Raw genomic sequence first — 14,528 nt, 5'->3', positions numbered from 1 at the left:
CATGAGCCTGGAAAACATCTCCTGCCAGAAAAGCTTCGGCGGCTGGCACAAGCGTTACCGGCATCAGTCCAAGGTGCTCGGCTGCGACATGGTATTTGCCGTTTACCTGCCGCCGCAGGCCGAACAGGGTGCCAAGCTGCCGGTGCTGTACTGGCTGAGCGGCCTGACCTGCAACGACGAGAACTTCATGCAAAAAGCTGGCGCCCAACGCCTGGCTGCCGAGCTGGGGCTGATCATCGTTGCACCCGACACCAGCCCGCGGGGCGAGCAGGTGCCGGCTGATCCGGACGGCGCATGGGATTTCGGCCTCGGCGCAGGTTTCTACCTGAATGCCACTCAGCAGCCCTGGGCGCAGCATTACCGCATGCATGATTACGTAGTCGAGGAGCTGCCCGCGCTGGTCGAGGCGCACTTCCCTGCGTCGGGTCAACGCAGCATCAGCGGCCACTCCATGGGCGGCCACGGTGCGCTGGTGTGCGCCTTGCGCAACCCTGGCCGCTATCAGTCGGTGTCGGCGTTTTCGCCGATCTGCAACCCGATGGACTGCCCGTGGGGCGAGAAGGCGTTCTCCCGTTATCTGGGCGAAGACCGCGCCCGCTGGCGCGAGTGGGATGCCAGCGTGCTGTTGGCCGAAACCCCGGCCGGGCAATGCCCGCCGTTGCTGATCGAGCAGGGTGATCGGGATGATTTCCTCGCCACCCAGCTCAAACCCGAGGCGCTCGAGCAGGCCGCACGCAAGGCTGGCCATACGCTGACCTTGCGCCTGCAGCCTGGCTACGATCACAGCTACTTTTTCATTGCCAGCTTCATCGATGACCACCTGCGCCACCACGCCGCTGCGCTGGGCCGCCTGTAACTGTGGTCAGGGCCGCACTGCGGCCCAACAACTGCGCCCAAGCCTGTGCAAAGCAGGTAGAATCCCGCCCTGACTTTATCAGGGCGTTTTTCTATGCGTATTGGCCATGGCTACGATGTGCACCGGTTTACCGACGGTGATTTCATTACCTTGGGTGGGGTGCAGATTCCTCACAAATACGGCCTGCTGGCCCATTCCGATGGCGACGTAGTGCTGCATGCACTGAGCGACGCCTTGCTCGGCGCCGCTGCGCTGGGTGACATCGGCAAGCACTTTCCGGATACCGACCCGCAGTTCAAGGGCGCCGACAGCCGCGTGCTGTTGCGCCACGTGCTGGCAGTGGTCCATGCCAAAGGCTGGAAGGTCGGCAACGTCGACGCCACCATTGTTGCCCAGGCGCCGAAAATGGCCCCGCATATCGAAACCATGCGCCAGTTGATCGCCGCCGACCTGCAAGTCGAGCTCGACCAGGTCAACGTCAAGGCTACCACCACCGAGAAGCTCGGTTTCACTGGCCGTGAGGAAGGGATCGCCGTGCATGCGGTAGCCCTGCTGCTGGCGCTATGACCGAATTGGAACTGCTCGGGCCACGCGCTTCGGGTGAAGCGCTGGGCAGTGCTGTGCTCAAGGCAGTCGCGGACGACTTCCAGGTCGATGAAGTGCTCGACATTCCGCTGACCGGGCAGGGTGAACACCTCTGGCTGTGGGTCGAGAAGCGCGACCTCAACACCGAAGAAGCCGCCCGCCGCTTGGCCCGCGCCGCCGGTGTGCCGCTGCGCGCGATCAGCTATGCCGGCCTCAAGGACCGTCAGGCGTTGACCCGTCAGTGGTTCAGCCTGCACCTGCCGGGCAAGGCCGACCCTGACCTGAGTCGCGCCGAAGACGACACCCTGCGCATCCTCAAGCGCGACCGGCACCTGCGCAAACTGCAGCGCGGCGCGCATTCGGCCAACGGTTTCACTCTGCGCCTGACAGCGCTGACGGCTGACCATGCCGCGCTGGATGCGCGCTTGCAGCAGCTCAAGGCCCAGGGCGTGCCCAACTACTTCGGTAGCCAGCGCTTCGGCCATGGCGGCGGCAATGTCCAGGATGCGCAGAGCTGGGCCGAGCGTGCCGCCCTGCCCGAGCAGCGTAATGTGCGTTCGCGGCTGCTCTCGGCCGGGCGCAGCTACGTGTTCAATAGGGTGTTGGCAGCGCGGGTCGCCGACGGCAGCTGGCAGCGTGCCCAGATCGGCGACCTGCTGGCGTTCACCGACAGCCGCAGCTTCTTCCCGGCAGGCGAGGCCGAGTGCACCGACCCGCGCCTGGCCATTCTCGACCTGCACCCGACCGGTCCGCTGTGGGGGGAGGGGCCTACGCCAACCACCGGCGCCACCGCCGAACTGGAGTCCACTGTCGGTGCACAACATGCTGCATTGGGACATTGGCTGGCGCGGGCGGGCATGAGTCACGAACGGCGCATCCTGCGGCTCCCTATTGGCGGCCTGACGTGGCATTATCCCGAGCCTGATATCCTGCAACTGGAATTCGTCCTGCCGGCCGGATGCTTCGCCACCGTCGTGGTGCGCGAGCTAGTCGATCTGGTGCCGGTAGGGCAGACGGACAGCCCATGCGTATTCTGATTTCCAACGACGACGGTGTTACAGCCCCGGGCCTCGCCGCGCTGCATGCAGCGCTGGCGGACTATGCCGAGTGCGCGGTGATCGCCCCGGACCAAGACAAGAGTGGCGCCGGCAGTTCGCTGACGCTGGACCGGCCACTGCATCCGCAGGTTCTGGCCAATGGCTTCATCAGCCTCAATGGCACGCCCACCGATTGTGTCCACCTGGGGCTCAACGGGCTGTTGCCGCAAACGCCGGAGATGGTCGTCTCGGGGATCAACCTGGGCGCCAATCTGGGCGATGACGTGCTGTATTCCGGCACCGTCGCCGCTGCGCTGGAAGGGCGTTTTCTAGGTGGCACCTCGCTGGCGTTCTCGCTGGTGTCGCGCCAGCCCGACAACCTGCCCGCTGCCGCCCATATTGCCCGGCGCCTGGTCGAGGCGCAGTCGCGCCTGCAGTTGCCGCCGCGCACCGTGCTCAACATCAATATCCCCAACCTGCCGCTGGAGCATATCCGCGGTATTCAGGTCACCCGGCTCGGCCATCGTGCACGTGCGGCGGCGCCCACCAAGATGGTCAACCCGCGCGGCAAGGAAGGCTACTGGATCGCCGTGGCCGGGGACGCCGAGGATGGCGGCCCGGGTACCGACTTCCATGCCGTGATGCAGGGCTATGTGTCGATCACCCCGCTTCAGCTCGACCGCACCTTCAACGATGCTTTCGACCAGCTCAGCGGCTGGCTGGAGGGCGTGCTCTGATGCGCGAACAGGACGATCTGCAACGCCGCGGAATTGGCATGACCTCGCAACGTACCCGCGAACGGCTGATCCAGCGTCTGACCGAAGAGGGCGTATCCAACCCCAAGGTGCTTGACGTGATCCGCCGTACGCCGCGCCATCTGTTCGTCGATGAAGCGTTGGCGCACCGCGCCTACGAAGACACGGCGCTGCCGATCGGGCACAACCAGACCATTTCCCAGCCGTTCATGGTTGCGCACATGAGCGAGCTGCTGCTCGAGGCCGGCCCTTTGGACAAGGTGCTGGAAATCGGCACTGGCTCGGGATACCAGACGGCGGTGCTGGCGCAGTTGGTCGAGAGAGTGTTCTCGGTAGAGCGGATCAAGGTCCTGCAGGACCGAGCCAAGGAGCGGCTGCTCGAACTCAACCTGCGCAACGTCGTGTTCCGCTGGGGTGACGGCTGCGATGGCTGGCAGGCGCTGGCGCCTTACAACGGCATCATCGTGACGGCCGTTGCGCCAGAGGTGCCGCAAGCGCTGCTCGATCAACTGGCGCCTGGCGGGCGCCTGGTGATCCCGGTTGGCCCCGCTGGCGAGCAACAGCAGCTGTTGATGATCGTCCGTGAAGAGCACGGCTTCTCTCGACGAGTCATGGGTACGGTACGCTTTGTGCCGCTGCTCAATGGCCCGCTGGCCTGAGTCACAGGGAATATTTGCAGCTGCAACGAATTCCTGTGGCGTGGACCTGTCTATGTGGCGGGCGAGTGCTGAAAAAACCGGGCACGTCCTGAAAGACTTTTGATGTTTTGCCTGCGCGCCCACACTTCAGTGGGCTCGGTTATAATTGCAACATTATTGCATTTTGTTTAGTCGGTTTTCGGCACCATGAGGGGAGCGCGGGTGGGTCACACAATCAGTCTGCAGCGCAAGGATCGGTCGTTTTTCAGGCTCCTGGTGGTGGCACTGGCCATGGGCACGCTGCTGACGGGCTGTTCCAGTACCGGCTCGAGCAGCGCCCGGGTGGTGGACCGCACCAACGCAGCGCCCAAGCGGCCGACCGTGACCACTGGTCAATACATCGTCAAACCGGGCGACACGATGTTCTCGATCGCCTTCCGCTACGGCTGGGACTACAAGGAGCTGGCCGCGCGCAACAACATTCCGGCGCCTTACACCATTCGCCCTGGTCAGCCGATCCGCTTCAACAGTGGTTCGACCGGTAGTACCACCGTGGTTTCCAGCCCTTCGTCTTCGAGCAAGACCACCGTTACCCGGCGCCCGGTGGGCACACCTGTACCGTCCGTCAGTGGTGGCAAGGTGATAACCAGCGCTCCATCGAGCACCACCACGACCGTCACCACAGTCCCCGCCGCAGAGCGTACGGCTGGCGGCTGGACATGGCCCGCCAACGGCGTATTAATTGGAAAATTTGCTTCAAACGGTAGTTTGAATAAAGGCATTGATATCGCCGGTGATTTGGGACAGCCTGTTTTTGCTGCGTCTGGTGGTGCAGTGGTATACGCCGGGAGTGGATTAAGGGGCTACGGCGAACTGATCATCATCAAACACAGCGATACCTACGTCAGTGCTTACGGTCACAACCGCAGGCTTTTGGTACGGGAAGGGCAGCAGGTCAAGGCAGGGCAGGCTATTGCTGAAATGGGGTCCACGGGCACTGACCGGGTGAAACTGCATTTTGAAATCCGCCGTCAGGGCAAACCCGTCGATCCGCTCCAGTTCTTGCCACGTCGTTGAATGTTGCACCCGGCCTGTTCCTTGGATGTAGAGGGGACAGGCTCCAGCGCTGCCACGGAATCAGGTGCCGCTAGAGTCTGAGTTCGAACTCAGCAAAGGACTATAACAATGGCTCTCAGCAAAGAAGTGCCGGAGTTTGACATCGACGATGACCTTCTCCTGATGGAGACCGGCATCGTTTTGGAAACGGATGTGGTGTCAGACGAACCTGCTGTATCTGCGGTTCGGACCAAGGCCAAATCGGCCTCATCGCTCAAACAGCACAAGTACATCGACTATACTCGGGCACTCGATGCGACTCAGCTGTACCTCAATGAGATCGGCTTCTCGCCGTTGCTCTCTCCCGAAGAAGAAGTGCATTTCGCACGGCTTTCGCAAAAAGGCGACCCTGCAGGTCGCAAGCGCATGATCGAAAGCAACCTGCGTCTGGTTGTGAAAATCGCCCGTCGTTACGTCAATCGCGGCCTGTCGCTGCTCGATTTGATCGAAGAAGGCAACCTTGGCTTGATTCGCGCGGTAGAGAAATTCGACCCAGAGCGCGGCTTTCGCTTCTCCACCTATGCCACCTGGTGGATTCGTCAGACCATCGAACGCGCAATCATGAACCAGACGCGCACCATTCGCCTGCCGATCCATGTGGTCAAGGAACTCAACGTCTACCTGCGCGCTGCGCGTGAGCTGACGCAAAAGCTCGATCACGAGCCGTCCCCCGAAGAAATCGCCAACTTGCTTGAGAAGCCGGTTGCCGAGGTTAAACGCATGCTTGGGCTCAACGAGCGGGTCTCTTCGGTCGATGTTTCCCTGGGGCCTGACTCCGACAAGACCCTGCTCGATACCCTTACCGATGATCGCCCGACCGACCCATGCGAACTGCTGCAGGACGATGACCTGTCGCAAAGCATCGATCAGTGGCTGGGTGAGCTGACCGACAAGCAGCGTGAAGTGGTGGTACGCCGCTTTGGCCTGCGCGGCCACGAAAGCAGCACTCTTGAGGATGTCGGCCTGGAGATTGGCCTGACCCGTGAGCGGGTTCGGCAGATTCAGGTCGAGGGGCTCAAGCGTCTGCGCGAGATTCTCGAGAAGAACGGTCTGTCCAGCGAGTCGCTGTTCCAGTAGCGTGACTGCGTCGAACAACGCCCCGATTTGTCGGGGCGTTTTTTTTCGCCTTGAGAATGTTGTAGTTGCCACCCTTGTTGCAGCTAACGTACGAGATTGCTTACGGCCAGCGTAGGAAATTGGCCTATGGGTAAGTAAATCATTGTCGTTTTCAGTAGTGATAAATTCGTAACTAGCTGATTAATAAAGAATTATCAGGCATGTGGAAATATGTCCGCTGTAACAATCAGAGAAATCTCCACGTTGTCTGTTCCGCTGAAATCGCTAGTATCTGAACTGTGCCAACGGACAGGCACAGGCTTTCAGGATGAAGGCCAAGGACATCGCAGGACGCGATTCATCAGGATGATGTACAGGGACAAGCAGGGACTACGGAAAAAAATGTGGGCGGGTCATACCGCCCCTTTTTTTGCCTGCGATTTGAGCTCGCGGTTCTCGCCAGGCACAAAAAAAGCGACCCGAGGGCCGCTTTGTTCGAACCAGATGCGCCAAGCGTATCAGCGTTCCAGATCAGCAATCTTGCCAGGTTTGCCATCCCACTCTTCAGCCTCGGCCATGGCATCTTTGCGCTCGGTGATGTTCGGCCAGATTTCCGCCAGCTCGGCGTTCAACTCGATGAAGTTCTCCATGCCGGCAGGCACTTCGTCTTCCGAGAAAATCGCCTGTGCCGGGCACTCTGGCTCGCACAGCGCGCAGTCGATGCACTCGTCCGGATGAATGACCAGGAAGTTCGGGCCTTCATAGAAGCAGTCCACCGGACACACTTCCACACAGTCGGTGTATTTGCACTTGATGCAGTTGTCGGTGACGACGAAGGTCATTCTAATTTTCTCCTCAGGCAACGGCTGCATGCCCTTCCTTGCAGGGCAGCACGGTTCACAGGTATGTGGCTGCAGGCCAGGCTAATAACCTGCAGCACCAGCAAACCGCGCGGGATTCTACCAGCTTGCGCAGGCAGCCGTTATAACAGGTTCTTCAGTTGATATAGCATTTCGATAGCTTGGCGCGGGGTCATGCCATCCAGGTCGAGCTTGCCCAACTTGTCGATGGCAGGATGCGGCAGGCTGGCAAACAAGTCGCTCTGGTGCGGGACATGCGGGTCAGGCACAACTTTACCTGGGCTGGTTACAGCCTCGCCAGGCAGGCTGGCAGTTTCCAGTCGGCTCAAGTGCTCGCGTGCACGTTGAATCACCGGGCCGGGTACGCCGGCCAGTTGCGCCACCGCCAGGCCGTAACTCTGGCTGGCAGGGCCTGGCAGGACGTGGTGCAGGAAGACAATGCGTTCGTTGTGCTCGGTGGCGTTCAGATGCACGTTGGCCACCAGCGGCTGGCTCTCGGGCAGTACCGTCAATTCGAAGTAATGCGTGGCGAACAGGGTATAGGCGCGCAGTTGCGCCAGGCGCTCGGCGGCGGCCCAGGCCAGCGACAGGCCGTCGAAGGTGCTGGTGCCACGGCCGACTTCATCCATCAGCACCAGGCTGCGGTCGGTCGCGTTATGCAGGATGTTGGCAGTCTCGCTCATCTCGACCATGAAGGTCGAACGGCCGCCGGCCAGATCATCACTGGAGCCGATACGGGTGAAGATGCGGTCGACCAGCGACAGCTCGCAGCGCGCCGCCGGGACGAAACTGCCAATGTGCGCCATCAGCACGATCAGTGCGGTCTGGCGCATGTAGGTCGATTTACCGCCCATGTTCGGGCCGGTGATGATCAGCATGCGCGTGCTGTCGTCCAGGCCCAGGTCGTTGGCCACGAACGGCGTGGTCAACACCTGCTCGACCACGGGGTGGCGGCCTTGCTCGATACGCAGGCAGGGCTCGTCAACAAAGCTTGGGCAGTTCAGGTCGAGGGTCAGAGCGCGCTCGGCGAGGTTGCTCAGCACGTCCAGCTCGGCCAGTGCTGCGGCGCTGTGCTGCAGCGGCGCGAGGTGACCGATCAAGTTTTCCAGCAGCGCATCGTAGAGCATCTTCTCGCGCGCCAGAGCCCGGCTCTTGGCCGACAGCGCCTTGTCTTCGAAGGCTTTCAGTTCTGGCGTGATGAAGCGCTCGGCGCCCTTGAGGGTCTGCCGACGGATGTAGTCGGCAGGCGCTTGTTCGGCCTGCTTGCTGGGCAGCTCGATGAAGTAACCATGCACCCGGTTGTAGCCCACCTTGAGGTTGGGCAGGCCGGTGCGGGCTTTTTCCCGCACTTCCAGGTCGATCAGGAACTGGCCGGCGTTTTCGCTCATGGCCAGCAACTCGTCGAGCTCGCTGTCGTAGCCGGTCTTGAGCACACCACCGTCGCGGATTACCGCCGGCGGGTTGTCGATAATGGCTCGCTCGAGCAGGCTGGCCAGCTCCGGGTAAGTGCCGGTGATTGCCGCCAAGCGGGCCAGGTGCGGCGCCTCCAGGTCAGCCATGGCATTTTGCAGCTCAGGCAGGGCGGCGAGGGCGTCGCGCAGTCGCGCCAGGTCGCGCGGACGGGCGTTACGCAGGCCGATCCGGGCCAGGATCCGCTCCAGGTCGCCAATCTCTTTGAGTTGCGGCTGCAGCTTTTCATAGCGATAGCCGTCGAGCAGGCAGCGGATCGATTCCTGACGCGCTTGCAGCACCTTCTGGTCGCGCAGCGGGCGGTTCAGCCAACGGCTCAGCAGGCGGCTGGCCATGGCGGTCTGGCAACGGTCGATGACCGATTGCAGAGTGTTGTCGCGGCCACCGGCCAGGTTGATGTCCAGCTCCAGATTGCGCCGACTGGCGCCATCGAGGATCACCGTGTCGTCCATGCGCTCGTGGCGCAGGCTGCGCAAGTGCGGCAGGGTGGTGCGCTGGGTTTCCTTGGCGTAGGTCAGCAGGCAGCCTGCGGCACCGATCGCCAGGGTCAGCTTGTCGCAACCAAAGCCCTTGAGGTCCTTGGTCGCGAACTGCTGGCACAGGCCCTTGCGCGCCGAATCGCGGTCGAAGTCCCACGGGGCACGGCGCCGGCAACCGCGGCGCTTCTCGGCCGGCAGGTCGCGTGGCCAGTCATCCGGGATCAGCAGCTCGACCGGGTTGATCCGCTCAAGCTCGGCCAGCAGATTTTCCCAGCCTTTGATTTCCTGCACGCTGAAGTTGCCGCTGGTAATGTCCAGCACGGCCAGGCCGAACAGCCGCTCATCGCCGAGCACGGCGGCAATCAGATTGTCGCGGCGCTCATCGAGCAGCGCCTCGTCGCTCACCGTGCCAGGAGTGATGATACGCACCACCTGACGCTCGACCGGGCCCTTGCTGGTCGCCGGATCACCGATCTGCTCGCAGATCACCACCGACTCGCCGAGCTTGACCAGCTTGGCCAGGTAGCCCTCGGCCGAATGGAACGGTATCCCGCACATCGGGATCGACTGGCCGGCCGACTGACCGCGCGCGGTCAAGGTGATGTCCAGCAGCTTGGCGGCTTTCTTCGCGTCTTCGTAGAAGATCTCGTAGAAATCGCCCATGCGGTAGAACATCAACTGGTCCGGGTGCTGATTTTTCAGCCGCCAGTACTGTTGCATCATTGGAGTGTGCGCGGATATTTCAGATATGTGCTTATTCATCAATAGCTTAGCGGCAATTCATTCCGCGGAAGGGGCAGATTTGGGGCATTCTGACGTAGAAAGCACCGATTTGAAACCTATGAGCTAAGGTTACCAGCATCGGGCGACATGCATGGGGTGAAGAACCACAACGCGGTGGCGAAACTGGTTTTTTTCTTGCTATGATGGCCCATTGATACCATTGCGGTTTAATAGAGTCCGCAGGCTACGCGAGGTTTGTCTGACCGTTCAGTTGCAGTGGGTAAATTTATGCAACTGATCTAGACGCAGGCTGCCAAAAGCTGACTATGTTTTCTTGGGATGAGCAACGATGGATCAGGTTGAGATCAAGCGCAGAGAGTCCAGCATCGTCGTGATCGGAACGTTCGATCCGCGCGAGATGGCTCCGCATTGGTTTGTCAAGCATGGATTGATACCCCAAGAGGACTACACTGACGCACTAGAAGTCGACGTTGTATATAGTGAGATGACCAAGTTTACTCTGGGTAATATCATTATCGAAATTCTACCTACCAAGATTATTTTACGATCAGGCATTGAAACTCTCGATTATCGTATACACGATCTTGCGCTCGGGATCCTTACTGTGATTAAGGGTGCGGGCGTAAGCGCAATTGGTTTCAACGTTTTCAATGACTGGTATTTTGAGGATGTGAGTCTCTGGCATAAAGTTGGAGATCTTCTCGCTCCAAAGCAGCCATGGTTAGATGCCATTGCTGACTCACCGAAAGCGGGCTTAATGAAAATGCAGATGCAGGTCACTAAGCCTGAAGGCGTCCCAGGTGTTTATAATGTAGGGGTGAGTTGGCTGGAAGAGAAGCAATGGATACGTTTCTCTTTAAATGATCATTACGATGAGTCTGGTGTCTCTGCTAAGTTGAAAAACCCCTATCTCAAGAAGTCCAAGGGTTTTGACGCTGTTTCTGTGTTAACTGCATTCTGGCAGCATACACTAGATTTTCAGAAGCACATTGTTAATGGTTTTATTGAACAAGCTCGGAGTGTGTAGAAATGTCTGCAGCCGCACAGCTGGTTCCTGTTTCATCTTATGAAAATTTTTTTGCTGATCGAGGAGTTGTTCTGGCCGAAACGCCTGCGTTAGAGTTGGTAAAGCAGACGGCAGAACAAGTCGGTTCGTTAGTAGAGGATTCTACTCATCTTATCTCTTCTCAGGAAGGTGGAGATATTGGGATGGTTAAAGCGCCTGCATCCGTTGAGCGAAACTTCTCTGGATGGTCAGAAATAAAGCAGGCCTGGGAAGGGCGAGTAGTCGAGCATTATCCCGATGATCGCGAGTTTGTTGCTATTATTTCCGATAGGACTAATAAATCCAATCCTGATGAAGAAGTCGTTATTGGGTACGAGAGTGTGCTTGAATCGGATGTTGGTCTGATATCTGAAGGTGCAATCTTCTTCTGGAATGTTGGTACTTATCGTAAGTTAGCGAAGGTATCTGGAAAGATTGGTCCAGCGATGAATAAATGGGAATTGCGCTTTCGTCGATTACCGCCAATCTCTCAGGAAGTTCTGGAAGAAATTAAAGAGTACAGCAAAGGATTGTCGAAACTGATCCATGGAAATTAATCTGCAGCCTCCTGCAGTCAACGAAATCGAAATATCTCTTTTTGGACCCGGAACGGGTGAGTGTGTTGTTGCTCACCTCGGTAACAATGAGTGGATGATTGTAGATTCATGTACTGCTTATAGAAAGCCTCAGCCTATTGCACTGAAGTATTTGTCAGATCTTGGCGTTGATCCTGAAAATGTGAAGCTAATAGTTATCACGCATTTCCACGATGATCATACTGGAGGTATGGTCGCTTTGATTGAAGCGTGCGTGAAAGCTGAGATCTACATTTCAGGAGCACTGACCAACGATGAGTCAATTGCTTTTGTTATGGCTCATGCGCTTGGCGATGTTCTGGCTGATTTAGGTAAGCCGAGTACATTTGAGATCGCAAATATCCTCAAGGCGGTTGGGGAGCGCCATGTGCGATGCGTTCAAGAGAATCAAGTTCTGTATCGTAAGAATGGGATTGAAGTCAACGCCCTGTCACCCTCATCGCGGGCGGTCACTCAGTCTCGAGCGTCGTTCGCGAGCAAGTTTGTTGCGACGGGCGTCGACTTCCGTAAGTTGGCGAACCGATTGCAGCCAAATCTGTGTGCAATTGCGCTGCACGTATGTAATGGTACAGATACGATACTGCTTGGCTCCGACCTGGAAGTTTCGAACGATCCGGCATTGGGGTGGACGGCAGTTCTCAATAACGTAACACGCCCAACATCCACTGCAGCTCTTTTTAAAGTGCCGCATCATGGGTCGCACAACGGTCATTGCCCTCATGTTGTAGCTCAGATGCTAAAGGCGACTCCTATTTCGATTTTAACAACCTTTAATAGATCCTCGTTGCCTCGTCTTGATGATATCGAGAGGATCAAGGCATATTCATCGAAGCTTTTCCATACGACAATCCCGAAGGCCAAGGTTCATCCACCTGCTCGCGAGCGTGTAGCCGAAGAAAGTCTCGCAGCAGTAGCCAAATCACGTCGAGTTGTGACCGGGCACATCGGTCATATCCAGGTGCGGATGGCTAACGGTGTGTGCGAAGTTACGCACAATGAGCATGCTAGTGCGGCGGCGTGACTACCGTTTTTTCAGATTGCTCCATATCCTCGCTAGCTCTGTATCTGACTCACTATCCATCCATTTCGCATAGACTTCAACCAGCATGCTGAAGTCTTTGTGGCCCATCTGTTTAGCGATGAATGCCAGGTTTCCTCTAGCTGTTAGGCACCAGCACGCGTAGGTGTGACGAGTTTGGTATGGTCGCCTGGGCCGGATTCCCGCGCGCCGCTGTATTCCTGCCCACTTGGTATTCCACGCGGTTGAAACGAACCACTCATTGATGACCTTTTTCCGTGCCTGTGTGCTTGGTGATAGGAGTGGGGTGACCGATTCGTCTCGCCATTCATGCCGGTTGTGGTACACGCGTATGTCCCGCTTGGGGTGCTTGGCCACGATGGCAATCAGTGTTCGGCACGCCTCGATCGCGGGCTCCATCAGCAGCACTGTGCGGGGTTTGCCTGTCTTGGGGAGTTTGAATGTGCCATTGGCGGTGATCGCCCTGGTCACCTCAATCTTCCCGGCCTGCAGGTCGATGTCCTCCACGGCCAGCGCGCATAGTTCGCCGGGGCGCAGGCCGGTGTAGACGGCAAGGGTGGTCGCGGCGACATCTTGAGGGTGCAGGCAGCCTTTCGTGACAATCAGCTCGAGCTCCTCGTGCGTCAGTGGATCCGGCTCTTTTTCGCTCATGGCAAAGCGTGTGCACGCAGCGGCGAGTCCGGCCAGGCAGTATCTGTTGCTTTCGCACCATTTGAGGAAGCCGGCGAAGGTGGCCAAGTAATGGTTGGCGGTCGATGGTGCGCGGGTCTCAATCAGTCGCGTCCGGAGTAGGTGGATATCCTCGGGCAGCAGGATGCCTGCAAGTCGATCCTTACCCACCAGCTCGACGCATATGTCGATGGCGTAGGCGTACTTCTCCTCGGTCATGGGGGTGATGTCGATAGCCTTCAGCGGCTTGTAGCGTTCTGCCAGCGCCTCCAGCCGCTCGTCCTTCGCGCTGCTGTAGTTCCCGGCATGCTTCGAGTTCGGGAAGTGGCGCCCGTACTCGAAGGTGTTGGTCTTGATCTCATGAAGAATCGCCGCCCTGAGTAGCGCGGCATGTTTAATGTTGGCCTTGGTCACCGGCAGGCCAAGGGACTCACGGCAGCGGATGCGGCGCCACATGAAGACGATCCGCAAATTGCCGCCGTGTATCTCGATGCCTCTGTGCTTGGCCAGCTCGGCCTCTAGGCCACCTGTGATGCGCTCTCGGCCCACTTGTCGTACTCAGCAATGTTGATGGTTATGCGGCCGTCAGGCGCCTTTCGCCAGATTCGGCCCTGTGCCCAGGTCCCGTTTTTCACCTTGTGTCGAATGGCATCTTCGGAATACCCGGTGAGTTCGGCCGCTCGGTTAATAAGGACCCAGCGTGGAGTACTCATGGGCTCACCTCACGTGCCTTTTTGCGATCCAGACGTTCGATCTCAGCCAGGATCAGAGCACCGGCTTTGATAAGCATCTGCCGCTGAGGCTGGGGCTTCCATGTCTCTGGAGCCCATGGCCACATTGTTGGAGCCTGCGTGCTTTCGGCGTACGGTAGGTTCCAAGAGCGAGCCCACCAGGCATAGGTACTGGCAGCATCTGCAAGTTGTCCTGAGGTGTATTGGTCGTCCCGTTCAGGTGTGTAGCTTTCGGCTTCGATCTGGCGCGCCCGCTCCGCCAGAACATCACATGCCGCCAGCTGAGTCGCGATAGGCGTGCCGCCCAGCTTGGCAGATTGGGTGTTGAGGTCGGGCTTGCAGCCCTCTTCTTTGTCGAGGCTGGGGCAAGGCGCTACGTTGGAGTCGGATGCACTGGAGAGCAGAATGCTGCTGTCGGGCTTACAGCCCTCTGCATTTACCTGGCGGCGGCGCTCGATCTCGGCGATCAGCTCCAGCACGGTCGCGGGCGGTAACGCCATGCCGTAGTCGTTGAGCGCAACATAGTCGTATTGATCACGCTTTGCTTTGGTGGCGAGCGCTTTCAGTTTCAGAATGTCGACGCTCATGATTTGCTCTCCTGCTTGATAATGAATCCAGCCGCTTGGCGGATTTTGGAGCATTTATCGTGGCCACCCCGGCGGGTGCGAGACTTGCTGCAAACGTTGCAGATCGCCGACATCGCAGGGCGAAGTAGGGACTGCATGCCGCTTGGCGTTCTGGCTTCTGGCTGATAGCTGGTAGCGTTGTTCACAGCGAGTACCTCTCAAAAACGCGGCGGGCTGCAGGGCTCAGCGCGAAATCCGTAGTGGCGTTGGTGTAGATAACAGTCGG

At 58.7% G+C, this 14,528-nt stretch carries 14 protein-coding genes; 10 read left to right on the top strand and 4 right to left on the bottom strand.

What is annotated here, in order from left to right:
- The first annotated feature begins 1 nt into the window (after position 1).
- The 7 genes from fghA to rpoS all read left to right on the top strand — a co-directional run bounded on the left by fghA (position 2) and on the right by rpoS (position 6,064).
- Positions 2-856: an S-formylglutathione hydrolase gene (gene fghA / locus FW789_RS08570; RefSeq protein ID WP_446431334.1), complete on the top strand. Its 855-nt coding sequence runs from the start codon at positions 2-4 to the stop codon at positions 854-856.
- A 93-nt stretch (positions 857-949) separates the two neighbouring features.
- The gene (gene ispF / locus FW789_RS08565; protein WP_103436340.1) at positions 950-1,423 is read left to right on the top strand and encodes a 2-C-methyl-D-erythritol 2,4-cyclodiphosphate synthase; all 474 of its coding nucleotides are present in this window, start codon (positions 950-952) and stop codon (positions 1,421-1,423) included.
- Positions 1,420-2,478 carry a tRNA pseudouridine(13) synthase TruD gene (gene truD, locus FW789_RS08560; RefSeq protein WP_446431333.1) on the top strand — a complete coding sequence of 353 codons (1,059 nt, stop codon included), beginning with the start codon at positions 1,420-1,422 and terminating at the stop codon, positions 2,476-2,478. The genes ispF and truD overlap by 4 nt, the downstream gene beginning before the upstream one ends.
- Positions 2,466-3,215: a 5'/3'-nucleotidase SurE gene (surE, locus tag FW789_RS08555; protein ID WP_207072526.1), complete on the top strand. Its 750-nt coding sequence runs from the start codon at positions 2,466-2,468 to the stop codon at positions 3,213-3,215. Before truD ends, surE begins: the two co-directional genes overlap by 13 nt.
- A 38-nt stretch (positions 3,216-3,253) precedes the next feature.
- On the top strand, positions 3,254-3,892 hold the full coding sequence (locus FW789_RS08550) for a protein-L-isoaspartate(D-aspartate) O-methyltransferase (protein WP_178080818.1): 639 nt from the start codon (positions 3,254-3,256) through the stop codon (positions 3,890-3,892).
- Positions 3,893-4,093: 201 nt separating this feature from the next.
- Positions 4,094-4,948, top strand: coding sequence for a peptidoglycan DD-metalloendopeptidase family protein (locus FW789_RS08545; RefSeq protein ID WP_446431332.1), 855 nt, complete (start codon positions 4,094-4,096; stop codon positions 4,946-4,948).
- Between the two features lie 108 nt (positions 4,949-5,056).
- Positions 5,057-6,064, top strand: a complete 1,008-nt coding sequence (gene rpoS, locus FW789_RS08540; RefSeq protein ID WP_101317301.1) for an RNA polymerase sigma factor RpoS — start codon at positions 5,057-5,059, stop codon at positions 6,062-6,064.
- Between the two features lie 497 nt (positions 6,065-6,561).
- Here the strand turns inward: rpoS and fdxA are convergent, their stop codons facing one another.
- A complete protein-coding gene (gene fdxA / locus FW789_RS08535; RefSeq protein WP_103436344.1) occupies positions 6,562-6,885 on the bottom strand; it encodes a ferredoxin FdxA in 324 nt (107 codons plus the stop codon).
- A gap of 140 nt (positions 6,886-7,025) precedes the next feature.
- Positions 7,026-9,614 carry a DNA mismatch repair protein MutS gene (gene mutS / locus FW789_RS08530; protein WP_446431331.1) on the bottom strand — a complete coding sequence of 863 codons (2,589 nt, stop codon included), beginning with the start codon at positions 9,612-9,614 and terminating at the stop codon, positions 7,026-7,028.
- A 310-nt stretch (positions 9,615-9,924) separates the two neighbouring features.
- Here mutS and FW789_RS08525 point away from each other — a divergent pair, with 310 nt between their 5' ends.
- From FW789_RS08525 to FW789_RS08515, 3 genes are read left to right on the top strand one after another with little or no spacing between them, the layout of a single operon-like run.
- Positions 9,925-10,623: a hypothetical protein gene (locus FW789_RS08525; RefSeq protein WP_446431330.1), complete on the top strand. Its 699-nt coding sequence runs from the start codon at positions 9,925-9,927 to the stop codon at positions 10,621-10,623.
- 2 nt (positions 10,624-10,625) lie between these two features.
- On the top strand, positions 10,626-11,198 hold the full coding sequence (locus FW789_RS08520; protein ID WP_446431329.1) for a hypothetical protein: 573 nt from the start codon (positions 10,626-10,628) through the stop codon (positions 11,196-11,198).
- Positions 11,188-12,258, top strand: a complete 1,071-nt coding sequence (locus tag FW789_RS08515) for an MBL fold metallo-hydrolase (RefSeq protein ID WP_446431328.1) — start codon at positions 11,188-11,190, stop codon at positions 12,256-12,258. The genes FW789_RS08520 and FW789_RS08515 overlap by 11 nt, the downstream gene beginning before the upstream one ends.
- Here FW789_RS08515 and FW789_RS08510 read toward each other — a convergent pair whose 3' ends face one another.
- Positions 12,259-13,494 (bottom strand): Arm DNA-binding domain-containing protein, encoded by a 1,236-nt coding sequence (locus tag FW789_RS08510; RefSeq protein ID WP_446431327.1) that lies wholly within the window; start codon positions 13,492-13,494, stop codon positions 12,259-12,261.
- Between the two features lie 160 nt (positions 13,495-13,654).
- Positions 13,655-14,263 (bottom strand): hypothetical protein, encoded by a 609-nt coding sequence (locus tag FW789_RS08505; RefSeq protein WP_446431326.1) that lies wholly within the window; start codon positions 14,261-14,263, stop codon positions 13,655-13,657.
- Positions 14,264-14,528: the final 265 nt, after the last annotated feature.

This window comes from Pseudomonas sp. 1121_17, from assembly GCF_052850745.1.
Note: the sequence above shows the minus strand (reverse complement) of the source record. Positions and strands in the feature narration are given on the sequence as shown.

Coding starts and splice junctions, on each gene's coding strand:
- fghA (WP_446431334.1), top strand. CDS start 2: ATGAGCCTGGAAAACATCTCCTGCCAGAAAAGCTTCGGCGGCTGGCAC.
- ispF (WP_103436340.1), top strand. CDS start 950: ATGCGTATTGGCCATGGCTACGATGTGCACCGGTTTACCGACGGTGAT.
- truD (WP_446431333.1), top strand. CDS start 1,420: ATGACCGAATTGGAACTGCTCGGGCCACGCGCTTCGGGTGAAGCGCTG.
- surE (WP_207072526.1), top strand. CDS start 2,466: ATGCGTATTCTGATTTCCAACGACGACGGTGTTACAGCCCCGGGCCTC.
- FW789_RS08550 (WP_178080818.1), top strand. CDS start 3,254: ATGACCTCGCAACGTACCCGCGAACGGCTGATCCAGCGTCTGACCGAA.
- rpoS (WP_101317301.1), top strand. CDS start 5,057: ATGGCTCTCAGCAAAGAAGTGCCGGAGTTTGACATCGACGATGACCTT.
- fdxA (WP_103436344.1), bottom strand. CDS start 6,885: ATGACCTTCGTCGTCACCGACAACTGCATCAAGTGCAAATACACCGAC.
- mutS (WP_446431331.1), bottom strand. CDS start 9,614: ATGAATAAGCACATATCTGAAATATCCGCGCACACTCCAATGATGCAA.
- FW789_RS08525 (WP_446431330.1), top strand. CDS start 9,925: ATGGATCAGGTTGAGATCAAGCGCAGAGAGTCCAGCATCGTCGTGATC.
- FW789_RS08520 (WP_446431329.1), top strand. CDS start 10,626: ATGTCTGCAGCCGCACAGCTGGTTCCTGTTTCATCTTATGAAAATTTT.
- FW789_RS08515 (WP_446431328.1), top strand. CDS start 11,188: ATGGAAATTAATCTGCAGCCTCCTGCAGTCAACGAAATCGAAATATCT.
- FW789_RS08505 (WP_446431326.1), bottom strand. CDS start 14,263: ATGAGCGTCGACATTCTGAAACTGAAAGCGCTCGCCACCAAAGCAAAG.